Origin of the sequence: Pseudoalteromonas sp. NZS11_1 (genome assembly GCF_015864275.1) — a bacterium.
Lineage (GTDB): Bacteria > Pseudomonadota > Gammaproteobacteria > Enterobacterales > Alteromonadaceae > Pseudoalteromonas > Pseudoalteromonas arctica.
Genome location: NZ_JADYXK010000005.1, coordinates 101,951 through 126,644, shown reverse-complemented (window position 1 = coordinate 126,644; position 24,694 = coordinate 101,951). Strand labels below are relative to the sequence as shown.

The 24,694-nt window shown below is 39.9% G+C and carries 19 protein-coding genes and 1 pseudogene; 10 read left to right on the top strand and 10 right to left on the bottom strand.

Annotated features, from left to right (window positions below):
- Positions 1–13: 13 nt before the first annotated feature.
- The 5 genes from I6F44_RS06280 (at position 14) to I6F44_RS06260 (ending at position 3,558) form a co-directional block, all read left to right on the top strand.
- The gene (locus tag I6F44_RS06280) at positions 14–1,327 is read left to right on the top strand and encodes an ATP-binding protein (RefSeq protein WP_024607816.1); all 1,314 of its coding nucleotides are present in this window, start codon (positions 14–16) and stop codon (positions 1,325–1,327) included.
- Positions 1,320–1,673, top strand: a complete 354-nt coding sequence (locus I6F44_RS06275) for a cupredoxin domain-containing protein (RefSeq protein WP_024591521.1) — start codon at positions 1,320–1,322, stop codon at positions 1,671–1,673. The genes I6F44_RS06280 and I6F44_RS06275 overlap by 8 nt, the downstream gene beginning before the upstream one ends.
- Positions 1,660–2,400, top strand: a complete 741-nt coding sequence (locus I6F44_RS06270) for an iron transporter (RefSeq protein ID WP_197173454.1) — start codon at positions 1,660–1,662, stop codon at positions 2,398–2,400. Before I6F44_RS06275 ends, I6F44_RS06270 begins: the two co-directional genes overlap by 14 nt.
- Positions 2,397–3,113: a hypothetical protein gene (locus I6F44_RS06265; RefSeq protein WP_197173453.1), complete on the top strand. Its 717-nt coding sequence runs from the start codon at positions 2,397–2,399 to the stop codon at positions 3,111–3,113. Before I6F44_RS06270 ends, I6F44_RS06265 begins: the two co-directional genes overlap by 4 nt.
- A 235-nt stretch (positions 3,114–3,348) precedes the next feature.
- Positions 3,349–3,558, top strand: a complete 210-nt coding sequence (locus I6F44_RS06260) for a cold-shock protein (protein ID WP_002959120.1) — start codon at positions 3,349–3,351, stop codon at positions 3,556–3,558.
- A gap of 838 nt (positions 3,559–4,396) precedes the next feature.
- Here I6F44_RS06260 and I6F44_RS06255 read toward each other — a convergent pair.
- From I6F44_RS06255 to udk, 3 genes and pseudogenes are all read right to left on the bottom strand, one after another.
- Positions 4,397–5,109 (bottom strand): annotated as a pseudogene (locus tag I6F44_RS06255) (substrate-binding periplasmic protein).
- Positions 5,110–5,417: 308 nt separating this feature from the next.
- Positions 5,418–6,644, bottom strand: a complete 1,227-nt coding sequence (locus tag I6F44_RS06250) for a NupC/NupG family nucleoside CNT transporter (RefSeq protein ID WP_007583535.1) — start codon at positions 6,642–6,644, stop codon at positions 5,418–5,420.
- A 17-nt stretch (positions 6,645–6,661) separates the two neighbouring features.
- Positions 6,662–7,294, bottom strand: a complete 633-nt coding sequence (gene udk, locus I6F44_RS06245) for a uridine kinase (RefSeq protein ID WP_007583533.1) — start codon at positions 7,292–7,294, stop codon at positions 6,662–6,664.
- A gap of 192 nt (positions 7,295–7,486) precedes the next feature.
- On the opposite strand from udk, the gene I6F44_RS06240 reads away from it, so the two are divergent.
- Together I6F44_RS06240 and deoD are read left to right on the top strand one after the other, a co-directional pair.
- Positions 7,487–8,719: a phosphopentomutase gene (locus I6F44_RS06240; RefSeq protein WP_197173452.1), complete on the top strand. Its 1,233-nt coding sequence runs from the start codon at positions 7,487–7,489 to the stop codon at positions 8,717–8,719.
- The gene (deoD, locus tag I6F44_RS06235; RefSeq protein WP_002959109.1) at positions 8,719–9,423 is read left to right on the top strand and encodes a purine-nucleoside phosphorylase; all 705 of its coding nucleotides are present in this window, start codon (positions 8,719–8,721) and stop codon (positions 9,421–9,423) included. Before I6F44_RS06240 ends, deoD begins: the two co-directional genes overlap by 1 nt.
- A 1,033-nt stretch (positions 9,424–10,456) precedes the next feature.
- Here the strand turns inward: deoD and I6F44_RS06230 are convergent.
- Positions 10,457–11,347 (bottom strand): tetratricopeptide repeat protein, encoded by an 891-nt coding sequence (locus tag I6F44_RS06230; protein WP_007583526.1) that lies wholly within the window; start codon positions 11,345–11,347, stop codon positions 10,457–10,459.
- Positions 11,348–12,252: 905 nt separating this feature from the next.
- Between I6F44_RS06230 and katG the strand changes: the two genes are divergently transcribed.
- A complete protein-coding gene (katG, locus tag I6F44_RS06225) occupies positions 12,253–14,433 on the top strand; it encodes a catalase/peroxidase HPI (RefSeq protein ID WP_197173451.1) in 2,181 nt (726 codons plus the stop codon).
- A 162-nt stretch (positions 14,434–14,595) separates the two neighbouring features.
- Here the strand turns inward: katG and I6F44_RS06220 are convergent, their stop codons facing one another.
- The gene (locus I6F44_RS06220) at positions 14,596–15,168 is read right to left on the bottom strand and encodes a hypothetical protein (protein ID WP_010555231.1); all 573 of its coding nucleotides are present in this window, start codon (positions 15,166–15,168) and stop codon (positions 14,596–14,598) included.
- A 192-nt stretch (positions 15,169–15,360) separates the two neighbouring features.
- Here I6F44_RS06220 and arfB point away from each other — a divergent pair, with 192 nt between their 5' ends.
- Entirely contained in the window at positions 15,361–15,774 is a 414-nt protein-coding gene (arfB, locus tag I6F44_RS06215) for an alternative ribosome rescue aminoacyl-tRNA hydrolase ArfB (RefSeq protein ID WP_007583522.1), read from the top strand.
- Between the two features lie 129 nt (positions 15,775–15,903).
- On the opposite strand, the gene eat is transcribed toward arfB, so the two are convergent.
- From eat to I6F44_RS06200, 3 genes are read right to left on the bottom strand one after another with little or no spacing between them, the layout of a single operon-like run.
- A complete protein-coding gene (eat, locus tag I6F44_RS06210; RefSeq protein ID WP_197119037.1) occupies positions 15,904–17,307 on the bottom strand; it encodes an ethanolamine permease in 1,404 nt (467 codons plus the stop codon).
- Between the two features lie 59 nt (positions 17,308–17,366).
- Positions 17,367–18,254, bottom strand: coding sequence for an ethanolamine ammonia-lyase subunit EutC (eutC, locus tag I6F44_RS06205; protein ID WP_121954137.1), 888 nt, complete (start codon positions 18,252–18,254; stop codon positions 17,367–17,369).
- Entirely contained in the window at positions 18,251–19,657 is a 1,407-nt protein-coding gene (locus I6F44_RS06200) for an ethanolamine ammonia-lyase subunit EutB (RefSeq protein ID WP_024594012.1), read from the bottom strand. The genes eutC and I6F44_RS06200 overlap by 4 nt, the downstream gene beginning before the upstream one ends.
- A 220-nt stretch (positions 19,658–19,877) precedes the next feature.
- Here I6F44_RS06200 and I6F44_RS06195 point away from each other — a divergent pair, with 220 nt between their 5' ends.
- Positions 19,878–20,858, top strand: a complete 981-nt coding sequence (locus I6F44_RS06195; RefSeq protein WP_121954138.1) for a helix-turn-helix domain-containing protein — start codon at positions 19,878–19,880, stop codon at positions 20,856–20,858.
- 664 nt (positions 20,859–21,522) lie between these two features.
- Here the strand turns inward: I6F44_RS06195 and arfA are convergent.
- Entirely contained in the window at positions 21,523–21,723 is a 201-nt protein-coding gene (gene arfA / locus I6F44_RS06190) for a ribosome alternative rescue factor ArfA (protein ID WP_002963106.1), read from the bottom strand.
- Between the two features lie 215 nt (positions 21,724–21,938).
- On the bottom strand, positions 21,939–24,479 hold the full coding sequence (locus tag I6F44_RS06185) for a TonB-dependent receptor plug domain-containing protein (RefSeq protein WP_101216801.1): 2,541 nt from the start codon (positions 24,477–24,479) through the stop codon (positions 21,939–21,941).
- Positions 24,480–24,694: the final 215 nt, after the last annotated feature.

The window sequence follows — 24,694 nt, the reverse complement described above, 5'->3', positions numbered from 1 at the left end:
TTCGAGGTTGAAAATGTCTATTCGTAAACGTCTAACCTTAATTTTACTTTCAATGATGGTGCTTACTTGCTTTTTAGCATTAGTAAAAGGCTATCAAAAAAGCATGCACCACGGCGAAAACTTGCTTGATAATGAACTTAAAATAGTGGCTGGCGTTTTAATTGAACAACCATTAGCACTAAGCACAAATGCAGTACAAGTAAGCAATAATAGTGCTCAGTTGTTGTATCAAATTTGGCAAAATAATAGTTTACTTAGTGGCTCATCGAGTTTATCAAATAACCAAATTAGTTTTAGCGAGGGCTTTCAAACTGCCAATGTAGCAGGGCAGCGCATGCGAGTGTTTGTGATGAGAAAAAATACCCGTAAAGTCATCGTTGCTGAGCCTATGTCAAAGCGGTTTGAATTAGCTGAAGCCGTTATTTTATCTGCAATGTTACCTATGTTATGGGCTGTCCCTCTGCTTGCTATTTTTATAAGTTTTTTTGTTAAATACGCATTAGCCCCTCTTACCCGACTATCTAAGCAGTTGGCTACTCGCCAAGCAAACGACTTTACGCCAATTAACTGGCAGGTAACCGACGAAGAAATTAAACCTGTTATTAATCGTTTAAACGATTTATTTAAACGAGTAGAAACCGCTTACTTACGAGAGCGCTTTTTTGCTTCAGATGCAGCTCACGAATTACGTACCCCGCTCAGTAGCTTAAAAATTAATGTACACAATTTAGCTAGTAAGCAAAGCAACTCGCAAAACCATCAAGAACTCCAAGCAATGTCACAAGGCATTAATCGCTTAAGTAATATTGTTGAACAAATGCTAATTTTAGGGCGCACTCAGCCTGAGCAATGGCAGAGGCAGTTTAGCGAGCAGTCATTGCTAGCGATTACTCAGCAAGTTGTATCGGAGCAATACGACAAAATAGACGGAAAAAATCAAACGATTAGCCTCGAAGGTGATGATTTTGTAATTAATGGTGATGAATTTACATTAACCACACTCATCGCTAATTTACTTAGCAATGCCATAAAATACACACCTGATAATGGTCAAATTATAATTAAATTAGCGTCAAGTAATAACGGCTTTAGTTGGCAAATTGATGATTCTGGTGCGGGCATGACCGAAGAGCAAAAAGACCGAATATTTAATCGCTTTTATCGCGTGGGTGGCGATCAACATCCATCAGGCGAGCAAGGTGCGGGTTTAGGTATGGCGATTGTTCAACACATAATTGCTATTTATGGCGCAAGTATTCATTTAGCGAATAGCCCTTTAGGCGGACTAACCGTTAAGGTTACTTTTACAGGAGTAAAAAGTGACTAAACGTTTATTTAATCAATGTCTTTGTTGTTTGCTATTTTTGTCGTTTAACGCGGCGAGTAAAGAGTACCTTATTATTTTAAAAGATCATTTGTTTTATCCCTCGCAAATAATTATTCCCGCAAATAAAAAAGTAAAACTATTGATAGAAAACCAAGATAGTACACCAGAAGAGTTTGATAGCTTTGATCTAAACAGAGAAAAAGTACTCTACCCAAATCGTAAAAGTATTATTTATATAGGACCGCTAAGTAAAGGGCATTACGAGTTTTTTGGTGAGTTTTCGCCAAATACAGCAAGGGGCGTTGTTATAGTTAGCGATGAAGGGGCGCAGCATGCTAATAACTAGTTTAGTCATGAGCCTTAATCAATTACTACCAGTGGCTATTTTATTAGTGCTACTACAAGTAGTTAAAAAACAAAGCTCTTTAAAAATAGGGTCTGCTTTAGTAATAGGCGCGGTAATGTCGTTTTTGTACATGCAAAGTGCGTCGTGGGTGAGCCAGTGGTTTGAACACCAAGGGTTAGAGTACTCACAAATAGGGCTATGTATCACTATATTTATTGCTGTATTGGTATTTGCACTAAAGCAAAAGTCAGCGGCATTTTATATCGCAGTTATAAGCACAATAACGCTCTATTTAAGCCACTATATTATTTACCTCACCAGTTTTTGGCAAAATAATGATGCAGGGCAAAGCTTATTTATTGGCACTTTATTAGGTGTTGGAATTTGTTTAAGTTTTAGCGTATTGCTGTACTTTTTAATGAATGCAATTAAGCACCGTTTTGGTATGTATCCGCTTTTTACTTTGCTTGCTTTTAACAGCGCGGCTAAGTTATTAGTTGCACTGGATTTAGCGAGTCAAATAGATTTAATTACAAACACCTCAACAGTGTGGGATTTACGTGATTTGTTAAACGAAAACTCTGAGCTAGGCCGCGTACTGCGTGCTCTTGTTGGTTACGAGGCCACTCCTGATTTAATGAGTGTACTTATATATAGTACAAGCAGCGTGTTATTTTTATTACTTTGTTATGTTATTCCAGCCTCAATAACTAAGGAACGTGTATGAAAGCACTCAACCTATATTTAGCGCTTAGTTTTACCGCTCTTTGTTTGTTGGTATTCTCAATCCAAGTAAAGGCTGATGGTATTGTTGTTGATAAGGTATATCACCCCTATGTTTTGCCTTTTGAGCGTGAGTTTGAGTGGCGATTAGTGTCGCACCAAACAGATAGTGGCAACATACTAGCGCAGCGTTTGGGTGGCGGTGGTGCTATTAACGATACAATGGCACTGGAAGGCTATTTAGTTGGTGAGCGAGACGATAACGGCGATTTTGGTTTAGAAGCTTATGAGCTTGAGCTACGTTGGCAATTAATTGAGCAAGGTAAATTATGGGCTGATTGGGGCGCGTTATTTGAGCTTGAAAAAAAACATAACGAAGATGTGTATGAGGCAACCTCGGGTTTTGTGATCGAAAAAGAATTTGGAAAAACAAGCCTTACGCTAAACGCTTTTTTGGTTTATGAGTGGGGGCAAGACATTAAAAACGAATGGGAAAGTGAGTTTAGAGCACAATATCGCTATCGATATCGCTCTGCTTTCCAGCCCTCTATAGAGGTTTACGCAGGAGAAGACTTTATTGGTATAGGACCTGGCTTTATAGGTTTACAGCGCTTTGATGGGCAAAAGCAATTAAAATGGGAGGCGGGTTTCATCACTGAGATAAGCCAATCAGAAAAAAACCATAGTTTTAGGCTCGCATTAGAATTTGAATTTTAATAACAACTAAAAGTAGTTTTGATTGTTTATTATTCTGATTATAGATAGGTACTTGACATATTATTTAAACTCTATATAGTGGGCCGCAGCTAGAAAGAAAGCATGTAAGCTATAAATCTCCATTTCGATATAAGTAATACTTGTAGTACCGTCCTGAAGTTTTTAAAGTACCATCTCATTTTTTGCTACACCCGCTCTTATGAGCATATTTTTATTTTTATTTCAGGATATTACAATGTCTAACATCGTATCAGGTACAGTTAAGTGGTTTAACGAGTCTAAAGGTTTTGGTTTCATCGAGCAAGAAAATGGCCCAGACGTTTTCGCACATTTCTCAGCAATCAAAAGCGAAGGTTTCAAAACTTTAGCTGAAGGCCAACGTGTAGAGTTTACTCTTTCACAAGGTCAAAAAGGTCCACAAGCTGATAACATCACAGCTGTATAATTTTACTTTTTAAGTAAAATGAAAAAAAGCGCTTAAGGCGCTTTTTTTGTGTCTGAAATTTGACTCAAACCAAGCAACGCCCATTATCAATGTAAATTAACTAAATGATATTGCTATTATTTAGCCCCTCCTAATATTCGTTTTTCTATTCTTCTAAGTCATTCTTCTAAACCATTACGCTAATGCAAGTGAGTTGAAGCTTGTAACTTATACCGAACATTTCTCCCTTATAATTTCAAAACAACAAATTCAAAACGACAAAGACCAGCTTGTTAGTAGTACTCTCGATATTGTAAAAGATATTTGCACAGCTATTGATATAACCTGCGAGTTTAAATTGCTTCTTTGGAAGCGTGCTTATAACTTAGTTCATAAAGACCCTCACTTAGGCATTGTTTCAATAGCGAAAACACCGAACGTGAACCTCTATTTATTGGAATTGGTATTAGTATAAATAATCAAAAAGATGCAAAGCAGTTTTCTTTAAAATTGTAAGGGGTGATATATACGAATCATAGTAAATAAAATTGGTTTTAAAGCGGGTAAAAACTTACTAATGTTTGGAGACGAAAACAATATATGGATTTGTTTTTAAAAAGAAAAATAGATCTAATTTTGGGCTCATAATGACAATAATGCATCAGCTGGAACCTTTGACTATAAAGTGGGGAAGGTGCTGAAAGGCTGCAAAAATTACATCTTTGTGCGCTTGCTAGCAATTGCATCGCATTTAATAAGTAAGTAGTTGTGTGTGCCATAAAGCGATTTAACAAAGAATATAAAAAGTTAAAAATGAAAGATGATTTTGCCGCCTATAAGCATACTTACCTTCAATGATTTATCTTTCGTAAGGTAGCCCTTTATTTTGCTTTATTTTTAAAAATGCAGCTTGCAGTGCTTCTATTAAATGCATATCTGTTTTTCTATTTGCAGCTAAATAAGCATCAATTGTTAGCTCATCTATTTTATAAATAAACTTTAAGTGTGCTGGTTTGAGCTTTAGATAATCACTCATCTGCTGCATGAATAAAGGATCGTCTACAATTAAATCTACTTTTTTAGCTAATAGTAAGGAGTATGATTTTTGAATATCAGAGGTTAAAACAACTTCAAAGCCAAGTCCCGTGAGGGTTTGTGTTGAAAAGTCATTGCGTTGCATTGCAATTTTATACACTTTTGCTTGTTCAGTATTATTTATAATAAGATCATTTCGCTCTGATAGACCGATAAAGCCCATCTCAAATCGTCCAACTGGTCCAATCCAATAAAATTTTTTTCTCGCTCTACAGTGCGTGCAAGGCTGTATATAAAGGTGTTTTTTAACTCATCTGCAATTTTATAAGCACGTGCCCAAGGATACATTTGAATGTTAGGTGTTAGATCAGCCTCAGAAAATATATCTCTAATAAATTGAGTACCTTCACCTGCTACCTCGCCATTAATCAATACTTGGTTTGGTGGTGCTAACTCTGTAACAACAAGCAGGGCTTCCTTTGCTTGAACATAATACACAGAGCAAATTAAAAAAAGAGAATAAAGAATATATTTCACAATAGCGAATCGTCATTCGGTTAGCTTAAGTAATAATAAGTGTGGCTGAAAATATGAAAAACACAAAAAATTATTTATGTGAACTTGTTACTAAGATATTGGTTTATTTGAGTTATGTATAACTATAAAGGAGGCTAGATAGATAAGTGGCTTGAAGTTTGAAGTAGGTGAGGCTAAAAAATTAAGGCCTAAAACGATAAAAGGGCCTTGCGGCCCTTGGTGAAGTATCGTTCAAGTCAGATAGAGCTTTAACCCCTTAAAGCGCTATCCTCTTGTTTTGCAACACCGGTGTTCATCTCAATAAGTTTCTAAGCTAGCGAGAGGAAAAACCCAGCAATTGCTGCGCTCATAAGGTTAGCCATAGATCCTGCTAACACTGCTCTGAGCCCTAAGCGTGCGATATCCTTCCGCCGACTAGGCGCCATACCGCCTAACCCACCTAGTAAAATGGCTATCGATGATAAGTTAGCAAACCCACATAAAGCAAAAGTAACAATTGCTTGTGTGTGCGCACTTAACGTATCGCGATAATTTATAAAGTCTAAGTAAGCAACAAACTCGTTCACTACTATCTTTTGACCAATAAAGCTGCCGGCTATAATCGCTTCATCCCATGGCACACCTAGTAACCATGCAACTGGAGCAAATACATAACCTAATATTTCTTGAAGCGTTAATGTTGGGTAATCAAACCACCCGCCAATACCGCCTAATAAACCATTTAATAGTGCAATTAGCGCTACAAAAGCAAGTAACATTGCACCTACATTAAGTGCTAAATGCATACCGTTTGCAGCACCTGATGCAGCTGCATCAATTACATTTACAGGCTTATCTTCGTCATCTAAATCTAAATCAGCTAAGTTATCTCTAGGCGTTTCAGTTTCTGGCACAATCATTTTTGCCATTAAGAAACCACCTGGTGCAGCCATAAAGCTTGCAGCAATAAGATACTTAAGATCTACGCCAATAATTACGTAACCGGCCATTACAGAGCCTGCTACAGTGGCTAAGCCACCTACCATTACTGCAAACAATTCCGACTTTGTCATCGTTGCTATAAATGGCTTAACTATTAACGGTGCTTCAGTTTGGCCTACAAAAATATTTGCAGTTGCTGAAAGCGATTCTGTGCGAGAGGTCTTCAATAATTTTTGTAAACCGCCGCCTAAAATCCTAATTATCCAATCCATAATGCCAAGGTGATATAACACAGCAACAAGCGCTGAGAAAAACACGATAACTGGCAAAACTTGAATTGCAAAAATAAAACCTAATGTGTCTTGTGAGGCGAGTGGACCAAATAAAAACCCAATACCATCATTAGCATAACCAATAACCGACGATACGGCTGATGACATGCTAGTTAACACATTTTTTCCTGCTTCGAAAAACAGAACAAAACCACCTATAACAATTTGCATCGCAAATGCTATACCAACGGTTCTTAAATTAATTGCCTTGCGATTAGTTGACGCAGCAAAGGCAATGCTTAGTAGCACACACATGCCTACTAAGCTCATAAATGTTGTCATACAAATGTTTCCCGTTGTTATTCTTGTAGTAAATATTTAATTTTACTTTTTATTATATCAATCGCAACGCGGTTCATGCCGCCTCGAGTCACAACTAAATCAGCGTTATGCTTAGAAGGCTCAATGAATTGATAAAACATCGGTCTAACAGTTGCCTGATATTGCTCAACAACAGATTGTAATGTTCTGCCTCGTTGCTCCATATCACGTTGCATACGACGCATTAAACAAATATCTAAAGGTGTGTCTATAAACACCTTAATATCAAATTCTTTATTAAGCGCTTTATCACTCAGTAGTAAAATACCTTCAACAATGAGTATTTTAGCAGCTGGCACTCGGCGTGTGGTTGCGCTACGCGTGTGCTGAGCATAATCATACGTTGGTACTTCTACTGAGTTACCACAACGAAGTTGCGTTAAATGCTCAAGCATTAATGCGTGTTCAAATGCATCTGGATGGTCGTAATTTGTTTGCGTACGATGAGCCATCGGCAAATGCGACTGATCCTTGTAATAAGCATCTTCTTCAATAATGGCGATAGCGCCTGGTTCAAGCTCATTAACCAATTCATTGTAAATTGTTTGGCTAAAAAGAGATTTGCCCGACGCTGATGCGCCTGCAATGGCTATAATAGTAGTTCGTGTCACTAAAGTTCTCATCCACACAGAAAGATATATTGTTGGTAGATCACAATAGCAAAAAAGACACGATTAATCTCTTTTGCTTCGCTCAAGGGTGCAAATTTATAATGTTTAGGTTTTATGAAACAGGACTTTTGTCCTGTACGGAAAATTCGATCAGCGGATAAAGTAACCACCTAGAATCAAAGTGAGGTCAAAATGGCAAGAGCAATTATTTTAATGGCAGATAGCCTAGGAATCGGTGCAGCACCAGATGCAGATAAATTCGGCGATCTTGGGGCTAATACATTCGCTCACTTACTAAAAGCATATTACGACGAAACAGGCAGTGCACTGTCTCTTCCTAACCTATCAAAACTTGGGTTAGTGGATGCATGTGAAGCTGCCGGTGGCGAACCGTGTTTAATTTCAGACCGCCAAGCTCCTCAAGGTGCATGGGGTTACGCTAAAGAAATCTCTAGCGGAAAAGACACGCCATCAGGTCATTGGGAAATGGCAGGCGTACCTGTGTTATTTGATTGGGGATATTTCCCAAAAACACAGCCAAGTTTCCCACAAGAATTTATAGACGAGTTTATCGCTCGTACAGGTATTCCTGGCATTTTAGGCAATTGCCATGCATCAGGAACTACCATTTTAGAACAGCTAGGTGAAGAGCACGTAAAAACAGGTAAACCAATCTGTTACACCTCAGCTGATAGCGTGTTTCAAATAGCCGCGCATGAAGAGTCATTCGGCCTAGAGAAGCTTTATCAAGTTTGCGAAATCGCACGGGCGCTACTTGATGAAATGAATATAGGACGAGTGATTGCGCGGCCATTTTTGGGTTCAAATAGCCAAGACTTTGCTCGAACGGGTAATCGTCGTGACTATTCAGTACTTCCGCCTGCACCAACATTGCTAGATGTACTAGCAAAAGACGGCGGCGAAGTAATTAGTATTGGTAAAATTTCAGATATTTACGCGCATCAGGGCATAACCCAAAAGCACAAAGCACCTGGGCTTATGAACTTGCTAGAAAAAACCAGCGAAGTAATGAAAAGCGCGCCAAATCGTAGCTTAATCTTTACTAACCTAGTTGATTTTGATGAAAAATTTGGTCATCGTCGTAATCCAGTAGGATACGCAAAAGCATTAAAAGAATTTGATGACTATTTACCAACTATACTAAATCAGTTAAAAGCAGATGACGTATTAATGATCACTGCAGATCATGGCTGTGACCCAACCTTTCCAGGTTCTGAGCACACTCGTGAATACGTACCTGTTATTGCATACCAAGCAGGTATGAGTAACACACCATTAGGTGAACGCAACAGCTTTGCAGATATAGGCCAAACACTGGCACAGTGGTTTAGCTTATCTGCGCTTGATTACGGCGACAGCTTTTTAAATGAGCTAAAAACGCCAAATAAAAAGGAAAACAATTAATGAGTACTCCGCATATCAGTGCAAACGTTGGTGATTTCGCCGAAACAGTATTAATGCCAGGCGATCCGCTACGTGCGCAATATATTGCTGAAAACTTTTTAGATGATGCAGTACAAGTTACCGGCGTTCGTAACATGTACGGTTTCACTGGTACTTACAAAGGTAAGCCAGTAAGTATCATGGGTTCAGGCATGGGCATTCCATCAATGTCTATTTATGCACGTGAGCTAATTGTAAGCTTTGGCGTTAAAAATATTATACGTATTGGTACGTGTGGCGGTATTGGCACAGATATCAAAATTCGTGACGTAATTTTTGCACAAGGCGCAAGCACAGATTCAAACGTAAACCGTGCACGCGTACGTGGCTACGATTTTGCTGCTATTGCTAACTTTGACCTACTTTTAAACGGCGTAAACGCTGCTAAAGAGCTAGGCATTAAGGCAAAAGTAGGTAACGTATTCACAACCGACACATTCTATCAAGCAGATGACTCGTTCTATAAAGACTTAGACAAGTTAGGCATGCTAGCAGTCGATATGGAAACAGCCGGTTTATATGGCGTTGCAGCTGAATACGGCGCAAACGCAATGGCATTATTTACAGTAAGTGACCACGTAATCACTGGCGAAGCAACACCTGCTGATGAGCGTCAAAGCACGTTTAACGAAATGGTTAAAATTGCATTAGAGTCAATAGCTTAAATAACACATAACAGTTCCTTGGTAACGTATTCACTAAGTTTTGGAGACACGCCCAAAGTGAAGTGAGACTAAACCTCCAAAGCCGCATTTTATGCGGCTTTTTTTATGCCTGAAGAAAATGGGTAGCAGCTTCTAATTACTTATACCAATTCGCTTAATTAAGTGATCTATTTTGAGGATGGAAAAACGTGTTGATAGCTAGGCAAAAAATTCGCTATTTAGTTGTTCTAAATGAGAATTTTTTAACGCAGGTAGCGACACGTTTAGCCCCTAAAAATGATTAAGTATTATTGCGGGTTGGTATTAATTCAACCATCTAAAAACTGCGTTTTTAAACGCTTGCAAGCAGCGCGTCTACAGGTGGATTTTAGCCACCGCGTTAAGTTTTCCACGTAGGCGCAGAGCTTGCTCGCGCGAGAAGCGCAGCTTCTAATTACTTAATCACCCATCCTAAAAACTACGTTTTTAAACGCCCGCAAGCAGCGCGTCTACAAGTGAATTTTAACCACCGCGTTAAGTTTTCCACGTAGGCGCTAAGCTTGCTCGCGCGAGAAGCACAGCTTCTAATTACTTAAGCTAACTACTCTAAAAGCGCAGCATCTCTAAACCTATTTGTGTATAACAGCCCTAAAAAACAATATGCACGCAGAGAAGAAAAGGAGGAGCAAATGAGAAGAGCAAAACCAATGCTGACTCGGCATTATAAAAGTACAAGCGTTGCTTTAAAAGCTTGTAACCTGCGCGAATAGAAGTGTTTATACCAAGTTTAGAGTATGACTTGTTGCTCATGTTAGAAGCACAGTTTCTGATTGTTTTTATTATTTTAACTTCTAAGCTCTTCTCTAAAAGCGCAGCGTCTCTAAACCTCTTTGTGAATTAATCACTTTAGGTCTTAACTCTACGGTAGAGCAGAGTTTGTAGAGCGCAGTAAAGCTTCTAATTACACAACAAACATAACCTTTAAAAACAAAAAAAGGGCCAAGGCCCTTTTTTATGATGTTGCGCCTAATCATACAGGCCAAATACCGAGTGCTTAAACAACTTCACCAGCTACTATCGTATTAAAGCTGTCGTTGTCATGTAAGCTTGCAAATGCGCTCTCATGTAATAGCTCATTACGTAAATTTGGAGAGTATTCAAGTGCCATTTTAATGTCGGCTAATGCATCTGCATGCTTATGTGTTAGCGCATAAGCACATGCTCGTTGCCAATAGGCATAACCATAAACACTATCTATATCAATGGCTTGATTACACAATTCAATGGCTTGTGCTGTTTCATTTATTTCTAATAACGCATCGGCCTTATAAGCAATGGCTTCAACATCCTCTGGTTTACGTTTTAAAATCTCATCAAATATTTCAATTTTATTAGCAAAATCACTTTCTAAATTGGCACGCATCCATAACGAATGAACCTCGTTGGTAACCGATATACGCTCTTGGTTACTGAGTATTTCTTCTGAGCGTACGCGTAGTTTTTCTTCAAGAATTTTTAATCGGTCTTCATACTCGTCAGTAATTACACTTACACGTGTATTTACAATATCTTCTACTTTGTTTTTAACATCGCGTAGTGAGTTCCAGCCCACTAAAACCAAAATAGAAGCCGTAGCGGTAATTATAAAAAATACATTATTAATAGTATCGGTAGTGTATGTTAACGCGCGATCTGCAGTATCAAGCTGTGCATGAGTAACTTGCTTAGTTACATCCTCACGGAGCTTTTGTTGATCTTGCCTTACGGCTTTTAGCTCGTCGAGTATGTAGCGCTCCATTAGCGGTTTAAACATAGACTCTTTAAGTTGTTTGAGGGCTTGTTGCTCTTGTTGTGCTGTAGGGGCTGCTGGTTTTTGTTCAGCAGAATTTACTATGCCCGAAAAAAAAGTTAAACAAACAAAAAGTGTAGATAGGTAATAACGCATCGGTACGCCTAATTAAATTAATTACTGTAATAACTTTAACATGCAGGGCTGAATGGCACTAGGGCGCGTTGACTTTTCAGGATTAAAATTGACCTAATTTAGATAGGAGCAATAGTTGTAAGAATTTTTTAGCCTAGTGAGCTTAGCAATAACAGGTTAAAGCATGAGCATTTTGCTAATACTTAGGTGGTTTTAAGAAAAAATAGGCAAAAAAACCAGCTCAATATGAGCTGGCAAAAACTGCTTAAAACAACAATATGTCGTAGGGATTCACAGGAGAACAACTTTATACTAACTGAATCTTTATGAACAAATACTTAATTCAATTCAATTAGTTAAAAATATAAGAATACTCAAAGTATTCGGTTTATAAAGTAAAGGTGCATTGGGCTTAAGTAATGCACCTTTATAATTATAACTATATAACTACAATTTCATGGTGAAGGGGGGTATTCCAATGTGCGCTTTAAATAAATTAAAGCCACTTTCAAACCCTTCACATACCATTACGCCGAAATTTTTCAATTCGATCACAGGTCTAGTAAAAAGGTTAAGGTTAATTCACTAATTTGTTTTTTTATCTTACGTAATACCTTACACGAGCGTCATCAGATTTATTTTTACTATTATTTTGAACGTAATTACAAAGCTATTGTTAAATACATCATTAGCAAAAGGCCAATCAAAAATATAAATTGGAGCAATCGTTTTAAATAGTATGTTGAGGCTGGCGTAGCATAATTTATGCGCCTATATTAAGGATACGTAAGTGTTTAGGCAGGCACACTAAATAATAAGTAAGCCGATTAAATAAAAATAACCGTTACTTTTTAAAAAGTTATAAATACATAAACAACAATACTGATTGATTAAGTATTTTACTTTTCTATTATAAGGATTCCAGAATGAGCAACCCTAAAGCAGGCCAATGTCCGGTCATGCACGGCAGTAATACTAAAACGTCTAATCCCAATACTGATTGGTGGCCAAATGCCCTAAACTTAGACATTCTTCATCAGCACGACACCAAATCAAATCCATACAATAGCGACTTTAATTACGCTGAAGCATTTAAATCAATCGATCTTGACGCGCTAAAAACAGACGTAAAAAGCTTAATGACCGATAGCCAAGATTGGTGGCCAGCCGATTGGGGACATTACGGCGGTTTAATGATTCGTCTAGCATGGCACTCAGCGGGTTCATACCGTTTGGCCGATGGTAGAGGGGGCGGTGGTACAGGTAATCAACGTTTTGCGCCACTAAATTCATGGCCAGATAACGGTAACCTCGACAAAGCGCGTCGTTTACTTTGGCCGATAAAGAAAAAATACGGTAACAAGCTTTCATGGGCCGACTTAATTATTTTAGCGGGCAACATGGCATACGAATCAATGGGTTTAAAAACCTTTGGTTTTGCGGGCGGCCGAGAAGATATTTGGCACCCTGAAAAAGACGTTTACTGGGGAGCTGAAAAAGAATGGTTAGCGCCAAGTGACGGTCGTTACGAAAGTGTAGATAAACCAGATACCATGGAAAATCCATTAGCCGCAGTACAAATGGGCTTAATTTATGTAAACCCTGAAGGTGTAAATGGTATTCCTGATCCGCTTAAAACAGCGGCCCAAATTCGCGAAACTTTTGCGCGTATGGCAATGGATGACGAAGAAACCGCTGCATTAACGGTAGGCGGGCACACAGTAGGTAAAGCACATGGTAATGGCAAAGCAGAAAACTTAGGCCCAGAGCCAGAAGCTGCTGACATACACGAGCAAGGCCTTGGTTGGAATAATACTACAACACGTGGGATTGGCCGCGATACAGTTACATCAGGTGTAGAGGGCGCATGGACTACGCACCCAACACAATGGGATAACGAATACTGTAAGCTTTTATTAACCTACGAATGGGAACTCACTAAAAGCCCAGCAGGCGCTCATCAGTGGGAGCCTATTAATATTAAAGAAGAAGACAAGCCTGTCGATGTAGAAGATTCATCAATTCGTTTAAACCCAATGATGACAGATGCTGATATGGCCATGAAAGTGGATCCAACGTACCGTAAAATTATTGAGCGTTTTTATAACGACTTTGAATACTTTTCAGACGTGTTTGCACGTGCCTGGTTTAAACTAACTCACCGCGATTTAGGCCCTAAATCATGTTACTTAGGTGCTGACGTACCAAGCGAAGACTTAATTTGGCAAGATCCAATTCCAGCAGTTGATTACACATTAACAGACGACGAAATTAGCAATTTAAAAACGACATTATTAAATTGTGGTGTTAGTGCCGCTGATTTAATAAATACAGCTTGGGATAGCGCACGTACTTATCGTGGTTCTGATAAACGTGGCGGCGCAAATGGTGCACGCATTCGTTTAGCACCGCAAAAAGATTGGCAAGGTAATGAGCCAGAACGTTTAGCATCAGTACTTAGTGCGCTTGAAAAAGTGCAGGCTGGCTTGAGTAAACCTGTTAGCATCGCCGACTTAATTGTTTTAGGTGGTACAGCAGCCGTAGAACAAGCTGCAAAACAAGCCGGTGTTGATGTAAACGTGCCGTTTGCTCCAGGACGTGGAGATGCAACAGACGAAATGACTGATGCAGAATCGTTTGATGTACTAGAACCCATTCACGATGGTTTTAGAAACTGGCTGAAAAAAGATTACGCAGTATCAGCGGAGGAGTTATTACTAGAGCGCAGCCAACTAATGGGATTAAGTGCACCAGAAATGTCGGTACTTATTGGTGGGATGCGAGTACTAGGTACTAACTATGCTGGCAGCGAGCATGGTGTATTTACAAATAGCGTAGGCTCATTAACCAACGACTTCTTTGTAAACTTAACTGACATGTCAAACCGTTGGGAGCCAACTCAAAAAGGTTTATACAATATAGTAGACCGTAAAAGTGGCACTACTAAATGGACTGCAACACGCGTTGATTTAGTATTTGGATCAAACTCTATATTGCGCGCACTTGCTGAGTTTTATGCACAAGACGACAACAAAGAGCGCTTTGTACATGACTTTGTAAATGCATGGGTAAAAGTAATGAACGCAGACAGATTCGATATTAAATAATCTGTACGCTAAATAAAAACGGGGGAGTAATAATTTACTCCCCCGTTTTTGCATATAGTCCCGGTCAGTATTACTTATAAAATATTGTAATTTATCTAAGTCATATAAAAATTAGGCATTAAAAAAGGCGGCAAAAGCCACCTTCTTATAAAACAATAAAACTTATAGAAGTGCAAAAAGCTTTTGTAGTTGTGGCATGTATTCGCTCACAAGTTCAAGGTTACTTTCGCTTACTAAAGACTCTGTAGACTCCTCAGCTGCGCTTGACGATTTACCAAACGAACCCATTAACGAACTAGCGCCTTTATCTTTAGCACTTTTCATACTTTGAAAACCGCCCATTACTTTATTCGCTGTTTCTTGATTATCAGCAGATAAACCCGATTTAAGGTTTTCGATATAAGCCATTGATACTTCAGAACCTACAGTTACTAGTTGCTCTGGTGTAAAGCCGTAGCGGCCTGTAACACCCGCGAAGCTTTTGTATAGGTCTTGCTCTTTAATCATGCTTAGTGCGCTATTAGCTAGAGAGCTTTGCTCGTCAACACTTTGATCTGCAGAACCACCTAACATACTTGCTAAGTCTAAGTCTTTTAAAGACTCTTGGCTGCTTGCCCAGCTCGTTACAGCTGGCAGTGCTTTCATATAGCTTTGAAGTTGACCTTCGTTAATATCTACTGCAAGGCTTGAGAAACTCATTGCTAATAAGCTAAGTGATACAAGTATTTTTTTCATTGAGCATTTCCTAGTATTAAAGTTGTGCCAATTAGAAACTAATAAGCAACACTTGCCAACACAAAATAATATATTGGCTGATTTTATAGTACAATTTATGAGAATTTATTTAAGTTCTAAGAATTTAGTTCATTCACCACAAGCTAATGTACTGATGATATAATACATTTTTGACAAATAGAGCTGAACACAATGTTAACAATTTCAAATACTGTCACTATCGATGAATGGGAACTAGAGCTTACGGCTATTCGTTCGCAAGGTGCCGGTGGTCAAAATGTTAACAAAGTAGCCAGTGCCATTCATTTACGCTTTGATATTAATCGCTCTAAATTACCTGATTTTTATAAAGAGCGTTTGCTAGCCTTAAATGATACAAGAATTACCAAAGAGGGCGTTTTAATAATTAAAGCGCAAAGCCACCGTACGCAAGAGCTAAACCGAGAAGATGCCCTTAAGCGCTTAAAAGATTTAATTCTTAGTGCTACCGTTGTTAATAAAGCGCGTCGTGCCACCAAGCCTAGCCGTAATTCACAGCGAAAGCGCATGGACAAAAAAACCAAACACGGGCAAAACAAAGCGCTACGCGGCAACATAAAGTTTTAGTTTTAAACGGTATTAATAAAGTAGATAAAGGACTTGATGCCTACATGCAGGCACCATTTTTACATCGTATTGTACGTATAAAAATATAAGTGAGGGGTAGCCTCACTTATATTTAATAACTATTAATACCTACTTAGCCATTTCTAAATCAGATTCTGCATTTGCCAACATTGCAAACTCTTCATCAGCGCTTTTAGCAACTAAGTGTTTTGAGCTATAGCCAAAGTAATATGCGGCGCCCACAATAAACAGCACCATAGTGTATAAAAATGCACGAGGGTCAAACGCATACACACCCGTTAATGCTATAAGCGAAAGTACTAAAGCAATACTTGACGTAACTACGCCACCTGGAGTTTTGTACGGGCGAGGTAAATCAGGTTGTTTAACGCGAAGTAAAATATGGCTCAGCGCCATTAATGCATACGAGAGCGTTGCACCTACTACTGCCATTGCAAGTATTAAATCACCCTCACCACTGAGTGATACTAAAAAGCCAAATACTGCAGGTACAATCAACGCACGTGCTGGCACTTTGCGATTAGTCGTAATAGACAACGAACGTGGTAAATAACCGGCTCTAGATAGAGCAAACACTAAGCGACTATAACCATAAATAATAGAGAAAAACGAAGCAACTAAACCCGCAAGCCCTAATATATTTACAACGGTTGCTAAGCCCTCACTACCCGATGCATTTAATGCATCAACTAAAGGCACTGCACTTGCCCCCATTGCAGCAGCACCGCCAGCACCAGGCACTAAAACAACAACTAAAAAAGCAGTAAATAACAAAAAGATCATTGCACCAATAATGCCTTTTGGCACATCTTTAGCGGGATCTTTTGCTTCTTCAGCAGCAAGCGGTACACCTTCAACCGCCAAAAATAACCACATGGCAAACGGTAATGCAGCCCAAACCCCGTACCAACCTAAAGGTAAAAACTCACTAGCTCCCACTGCATCGGTTACGGGGACGTCAAATAAGCGCGATGCATCAAAATTTGTGATTAAAACAAAAGCCGTTGCAATAATAGCTAATACCGCTAAACCACTTATTACCATCATTACTTTAAGCGCTTCTCCTACGCCCGCTAAATGAATTCCCACAAATAGTAAGTAAAATAATGCATATACCCATGGGCCATTAAATCCGGTGAGGGCTTCAACTGCCGAGCCTATAAAAATAACAATAGCAGCGGGCGCTAAGGCGTATTCAATTAATACGGCAAGCCCGGTTAAATAGCCTCCCGCTGGCCCCATAGCTTGACGCGCAAAACTATAACCTCCGCCTGCAGCAGGTATTGCAGCTGACATTTCAGCAAGCGATAGTACAAGCGCTAAATACATAACCGCCATTAATACTGCAGCAATGGCAAAACCACCCCAACCGGCTTCGGCGATACCAAAGTTCCAGCCTGCAAAGTCACCCGATATTACATACGACACACCCAAACCTGCGAGCAATAACCACCCCGCAGTACCCCGTTTTAACTGTCTTTTAGCAAGGTACTCTGTATTATTAGTAGACATAACCTTTCTCCGTTGATGTTTAGTTTTTATTTTTTATTTCATGTGTTTTTAATTAAAAATTACTCAGCAATTAAAAAGTTAGTGGTTGAAACCTGATGCTCAATTACATCATCTTGTGTGCGGTCTTTTAAATTAACCCCAGTTAGTTTTAGTTTTTTAGCTTCACGTAATAAGTACAGTGCGCGTCTCGCCGCTTCTGTATAAGATAGGCCTGCAGGGCGAATATTCGATATGCAATTACGACATGCATCGTTAAGTCCTGTTTTGGGCTCCCATGTTAAATACAAGCCAAGGCTATCTGGCGAACTAAGTCCTGGGCGCTCTCCTATTAACACCATAACCACCTGCGCATTTAGCAACTCACCTATATCGTCGCCAATCGCTACTCGCCCTTGCTCAACCAAAGTAATGGGAGCAATTTTAAATTGCTTGTCTGTTGTAAGGTGCGTTAATAGCTCTGTTATAAATGGGTATGCATTTTTTTGTACCGCCAACGACGAAAGTCCATCAACCACTACAATCGCTAAATCGTATTTAGCCTGCGCAGTGTGCTTTTGTTTATTCATATAGCTGAGAAGTACTTGCCTACCATTTTCATCAAGTTTGCGGCCTAAATCGGGTCGCTGAAGGTAAGTAACCCTGTCAACGGCTTGGCTGTGTAAATGCAGGGGAGGGGCAACCTCTTTTAGATCACTAATACTGCCTAGTTGCTCAGTCATTTCGTTAATATCAAGCGGAAAACTCACCGCATCACGCGCTTGTGCATGAGATAGCTGAAAAGCCAGCATTTCTGAGGTTGGCAAACTTATACCAGCGCGACCAAGCCCAATACGGGCGTCGGTAAAACGCCGTAAATCACTCCAAGGGTTGTGCACTACATTACCGTTATTTTTATGCTCATTTACTGAGTTATCTAATGGAGTGGTCGGTTTTGAACGTGATTTCATGAGCCACCTCCAGCAATTGCACCCAGAGGTTTAGCAAAAGCGGGAGGCAAGGTATCTGAAAGTGTGATGTCGGTAGTGCTTTGCATAATTTTCATTTTGCTTAGCCATGCTTCAAACTCAGGGGCGGGTCTAGAGCCAAGAACTCGACGCACATATAATGCATCATGAAACGACGTAGTTTGGTAGTTAAGCATAATATCGTCAGAGCCAGGTATTCCCATTACAAACGAGCAACCTGCAACACCTAATAGCGTTAGCAAATTATCCATATCGTTTTGATCGGCCTCTGCATGATTGGTGTAACACACGTCGCACCCCATCGGTATGCCTAGTAACTTAGCGCAAAAGTGATCCTCAAGTCCTGCTCGGGTAATTTCTTTACCATCAAACAAATATTCAGGGCCAATAAACCCCACCACGGTATTAACCAGTAACGGATCAAACTTACGAGCAACTGCATAAGCGCGAGCTTCACACGTTTGCTGATCAAGCCCATGATGCGCATTTGCTGAAAGCGAACTGCCTTGCCCAGTTTCAAAATACATCACATTATTGCCAACAGTGCCGCGCTTTAAACTCAAAGCGGCATCTTGCGCTTCAGCTAAGGTATTTAAATTAAAACCAAAACTTGAGTTAGTAGCCTCCGTGCCGCCAATCGACTGAAATACCAAATCAACCGGTGCGCCAGCTTCTATACATTCAATAGTGTTAGTAACATGTGTAAGCACACAGCTTTGCGTCGGTATGGCGTATTTTTGAATAACATCATCCATTAATGTCATTAATTTAATGGCCTGGGCAACGTTGTCGGTTGCTGGGTTTATACCTATTACGGCATCGCCATTACCGTATAGCAGACCATCGAGCATGCATGCAGCAATACCGTTAATATCGTCAGTTGGATGATTTGGTTGTAAACGTGTAGATAAATGCCCAGGGAGGCCAATAGTGTTTCTAAAAGCACTTGTAACATGGCACTTTTTAGCAATTAATATGAGATCTTGATTGCGCATTATTTTGCTAACAGCAGCAGCCATTTCAGGCGTAATACCTTGCCTTATACTTGCAAGTACAGCGGGTGTTGCAAAGTCGCTTAAAAGCCAATTACGAAAATCACCTACGGTTAAATGTGCAATAGCCATAAAGGCATTGGCATCGTGCTCGTCAATAATTAAGCGTGTAATTTCGTCATCTTCGTAGGGAATAAGTACCTCATTTAAAAATGTTTTAAGAGGTACATCGGCCAATGTCATTTGAGCCACAGCACGTTCTTGTGCTGATTGTGCAATGACACCCGCTAAGCGATCACCCGAACGTTGCGGCGTTGCTTTAGCCATTAACTGGGCTAAGTTCTTGAATTTATAAGTGTGTGTACCTAAAGTGTAACTGTACGCTTGCCCCATGATTTACTCCACATAACTAATATGATAAACCTTGGTATAGGTTTTGCTGCATCTTTAGCTATAAATCAATTTTCAATAGTTACAAGACAGCTTATTTTGTACCAAGTAACTATCGAATTTCGGCAAAAGATTATTTATTAATCCAATTCAATTGGTTACACACGCAAAGCGGTGTTAACTTAACCATAATAAAAGTGTAACGAAAAAGAGCACCCCCTATATGGCGCAGCAAAGTAGCTACAACGCACCACTAAAGAGCAAGGTGCAAACACACGATATAGACGAGCAAGCGCATAGCCTTACTCAATGGCAGCAAAAATACGATCAAATGAGCGACGGCAGCTTTTATGGTTTTATTGAAGAAACAGATTACGCCAATATTCATGTGTTTAAAGAATACACCGAGCGAGCGCTTCGTCAGCAATGTAACATCGCCCCCAATTCTGTTTGGCTTGGCATTCCTTGTCAGTCGCAGCAAAGTAAGATTAATGGTCTAAGTGTGGCAAGTAATCAATTTATGTGCCGTACAAGTGATAATGACTTTGAGCTGATAACCCCTGAGCAATTTAATATTTATGGTTTGGTAATCGATTGGAATTCAATTGAATATATGGCGCAGCTACAAGGCGTAACATTGAAAAACCTGTCATCTGCACAATCAGCTCGCTTATCGGTGAGCAACTCATCATTACAAACGGCAAGGCAAATAATTAATAGCATGGTTGTAGGCAAGGGCTTTGGACTTAAAACCGAATCGCAACAAGATATGCTAAACATGTTGGCACTACACTTATTACAGGCAGATAATCCACAACAAAATATTGCGCCAAGTTATAAACATAGAAAAGCCGTAGTAGATAAAGTAAAAGATTACGTGGCCACAAATCCACAAAACCCAATAACCATAACCGAGCTGTGCGAGCTTGCTTTTGTAAGTAGGCGCACACTTCAGTATAGTTTTGAGAGTATTTTAGGAATTAACCCTTTGCGGTTTTTACGTTTAACACGCTTAAATAATGTAAGGCGGGAACTAAAAAAATTAAACCAAGATAAGCCAATTTCAGTAATAGCAGCCAATTGGGGATTTTGGCATGCGGGACAATTTGCTAAAGATTACACGCAACTATTTGGTGAAAACCCATCACAAACAGTTAAAAATTCAGCACAGCAGTTTAAACCACCGTGCTCTACAAACTTGTAGGTGCGAATTTACTTCGCGCTCATGTAACGTGGCTTTAATGCTTTAAAAGTGAAAGCGAGGTATAAAACCTCACCTACATCGTGCAAACAGCAAACCCGTAGGCGCGAATTTATTTCGCGCTTATGTAATTTAGCTTTAATACTTTAAAAGTAAAAGCGAGGTATAAAATCTCACCTATATTGTGCAAACACCAAACCCGTAGGCGCGAATTTACTTCGCGCTTATGTAATTTAGCTTTAATACTTTAAAAGTAAAAGCGAGGTATAAAACCTCACCTACATCGTGCAAACACCAAACCCGTAGGTGCGAATTTATTTCGCGCTAATGTAACGTGGCTTAAATGCTCTAAAAGTGAAAGCGAAGTATAAAACCTCACCTACATCAACACCGAACCCGTAGGTGCGAATTTATTTCGCGCTCATGTAACATGGCTTTAATGCTCTAAAAGTGAAAGTGAGGTATAAAACCTCACCTACATCGTGCAAACACCAAACCCGTAGGTGCGAATTTATTTCGCGCTCATGTAACTACATCGTTCAAACACCAAACCCGTAGGTGCGAATTTATTTCGCGCTTATGTAACGTGGCTTGTATGCTTTAAAAGTAAAAGCGAGGTATAAAACCTCGCTTACTATATTCAAAAGCCCTATTTGATCGGTGCTATTTAAGCCGCGATTAAATAGGACTCTTGTCCTGAATGCTTGTTGTTGCGTTTAAACGAACCTTTGCCTTTTTTAGCTTTAACCACTTGTGGTTTAAATAATTTAGAGGTGACCATCGCCGCTAGTGCATTGTGGTTTATAACGCCTCGCCCTGTATCTACCGCGCTGGTGTTTGCGGTTTTTGCTTTAGATTTTTTAGTCATATATTTCCTATCAACTAATGGTTATTTTAAGTTAAATAATAAAGAGGCTTTTATATTAGCCTATTTAAGAGATGGCGATTGTAGGCTTAATTTTCAACCGCGCAAGTATTTTTAATGCCCAACAGGTACTTTTTTATAATAAAAAAGCATAAAAAAAGCGCAGTTAATAACTGCGCTTAATATTACTTAGTTTGCTTTACTTTTTTATAAGATAATTAAAAACTAAAGCTTACTTTTGCATAGTACGTTCTGCCGTCAAAGCCGTATGGCAATGCGCGTACAGGGTATTTAAATGCACCGTTGGTGATAAAGTTAAGTACTTCGTCGTCGCCTAGCTCGTCTGGCGTTTCGTCAAATACGTTATCGGCACCCACCGAAAGCGCAAACATGTCGTTAATTTGGTAGCTCACGTTTAAGTCAACTAACACAGCAGATTCAACCGTACTTGTTGGTTTAAACGACCCTGTTGGCGAAAGCTCACCTGGTAATGAAATATGGTCGTTACCAAAGTATTTTACATCTGTTTCGCCAAAGTAGTTAAAGCGAATGGTTGATGTGTAGGCATCGCGTTCGTAGTCAAAGGTAAGCGTTGCACGTTCGCTCGGTTGTCCGTCGGTAAAAAAGCTACGTTGTAAATCATCAAAAGCAACCGCTTCAGGAATACCGTCTTCAGCATTTACGCCGTCAATTTTAGTATCGTTTAGGTTACCTGCAAAGGTTACTCCTAAATTACCGCCTTCAACTTCAGTGCGGTACGATGCAATAATATCAACACCTTGCGTAGTAGAATCAACCGAGTTTGAGAAGTAATTAGCTTGTACTGCTCCCGTTGCTTGTAGCGCTGCTACAGCGTCTGAGCTAAACGATACGTCGTCAGCCGTAAGTAAGCTGCCAAGCGTAATACGGTCTTCAATTTCTACGCGGTAAAAATCAACCGTTAGTGAAAGCTCGCTTGTTACATCGTAAACAAAACCAGCACTGTAGTTTGTTGAAGTTTCAAGCTCTAAGCTATCTACGCCTAACGCACTTGGGAAGGCTGTACCGGTGTTTGCAGTGAACGACTGCGTTAATGTGCCGTCTGAACCTAAGTTAGTTGTAAAGGCTGTATAACCACTTTGTTGAAGTGATGGCGCTCTAAAACCAGTAGATACCGCACCACGAACTGCAAAGTCATCTGAAAATTCATAACGTGTTGCTAATTTACCAATTAAATCATCCCCAGCATCTGAGAAATCTTCATAGCGTAGCGCACCACTGACGTTCCATGCGTCGGTGATCATAGTTTCTACGTCTACATAAACTGCGTAGCTGTTACGGTCGCTATCGTTAGCCGCTTCAGGGCGTAGGCCGTTATAAGCCTGAAAACCACACTGTGCAAATTGGTCTGGATCATTTACTGATGGGTACGAGGTATCCATATTTGCTAGTCCACAGGCGTATGATGCTTCATCGCCAGGCACTATTTCGTAGTTTTCTTTACGGTATTCAGCGCCTACTGTTACATATAAAGGTTCACCACGGCCAATATCTACAATACCGTTTACATCAAGGTTAACCGTTGTTTGATCAAATCTAAAACCACCTGAGTAACCGCCACTAGGGCCTGAGTTTGCTGCAATATCGGCATCGCTTGCACTTGGGTTGTTAAATAAATACTCAGCCGCGTAAGAAGCGTTTAATGTATTGCGTGATGTAAAGTCGTATTGGTTTTCACCATAAACAGCCGATACATCGTAATTCCAATCTGTGTTTATATCGCCTTTAAAACCAAGCGCGACTGAAATATCTTGTGCTTCGTTATATATGCGCGGTAAAAAACCATCGCTATATACTTGGGTTACGTTTTTAGACGCTTCGTTAAAATTACGGTAAAAACCATTACCCAGCGCCGTGCGCTCTGAGTAGCCACCAAACGAGTAAAGCTCGCCGTCGCCCATTGGTAATGCCATGTTGTAAAATAACGACGTAAATTCACTTTCTGAGTTACCTTGGCCCCAGCGTACGTCTTCACTTAACGTACCTGGTTCAACATTAAGCGAACCACCCGTATCACGCTCGGCGCGGTTAGTGCCATCGGCATCACGGTACTCAAGCGATAGGTTAATAAAGCCGCCTTCGTTGCCTAATTCAAAACCACGGTTTAAACCTGCTGAAATAGTGTCGCCGTCACCTTCACTTGTGCCGCCGTATTGTACAAAACCCGTTGTAATACCGGTTGAGTTATTAAGAGATAAGTTAATTACGCCTGCAATAGCATCAGAGCCATATTGCGCCGCTGCGCCATCGCGTAATACTTCAACGCCTTTAAGGGCCGTTAGCGGAATGGCATTCATATCGGTACCCGCAGCGCCTGCGCCAACCGTACCGTTAAGGCCAAAAATTGATTGGTTATGGCGACGTTTACCATTTACTAATACAAGGGTTTGATCTGGCTGTAAGCCACGAAGTGTGGCGGGTCTAAATAAATCAGAACCGTCAGATACTTGTGTACGCGAAAAGTTAAATGAAGGCGCTGTCGCTTGCAGGCTTTGGCCAAGCTCGGTAAAGCCACCTTTGGTTAAATCATCTGCGTCAATTAAATCAATAGGAGAAGAAGACTCAGTAGAAGTACGGTTAGATACACGCGATCCTAATACAGATATTTGCTCAATGTTTTTAGCAGCTTGCACTGGTGCTTCTTCTGCGTTAACAATGCTTGGTGCGCTAAACGCGAAAGCAACGGCTACAGCAAGTGTGTTTAAACGGTATGTTGGCATAGTGACGACCCTGTTTTTTTGTGTTCTTATAATATGTGTGTGGTTATGATGCTCATAACCTGTTGCAAACATCCTAGCAACATATGCAAACAAAAAGAAATGAAAAAAACTAAATATTTGGTCTAAGTATGCAAATAAATTTCAAGATAAGAAAAAACCACCTTTAATCGATTAAAATACATGCTGCAAGGGCATTAAACTTCAAAAAAAGATCT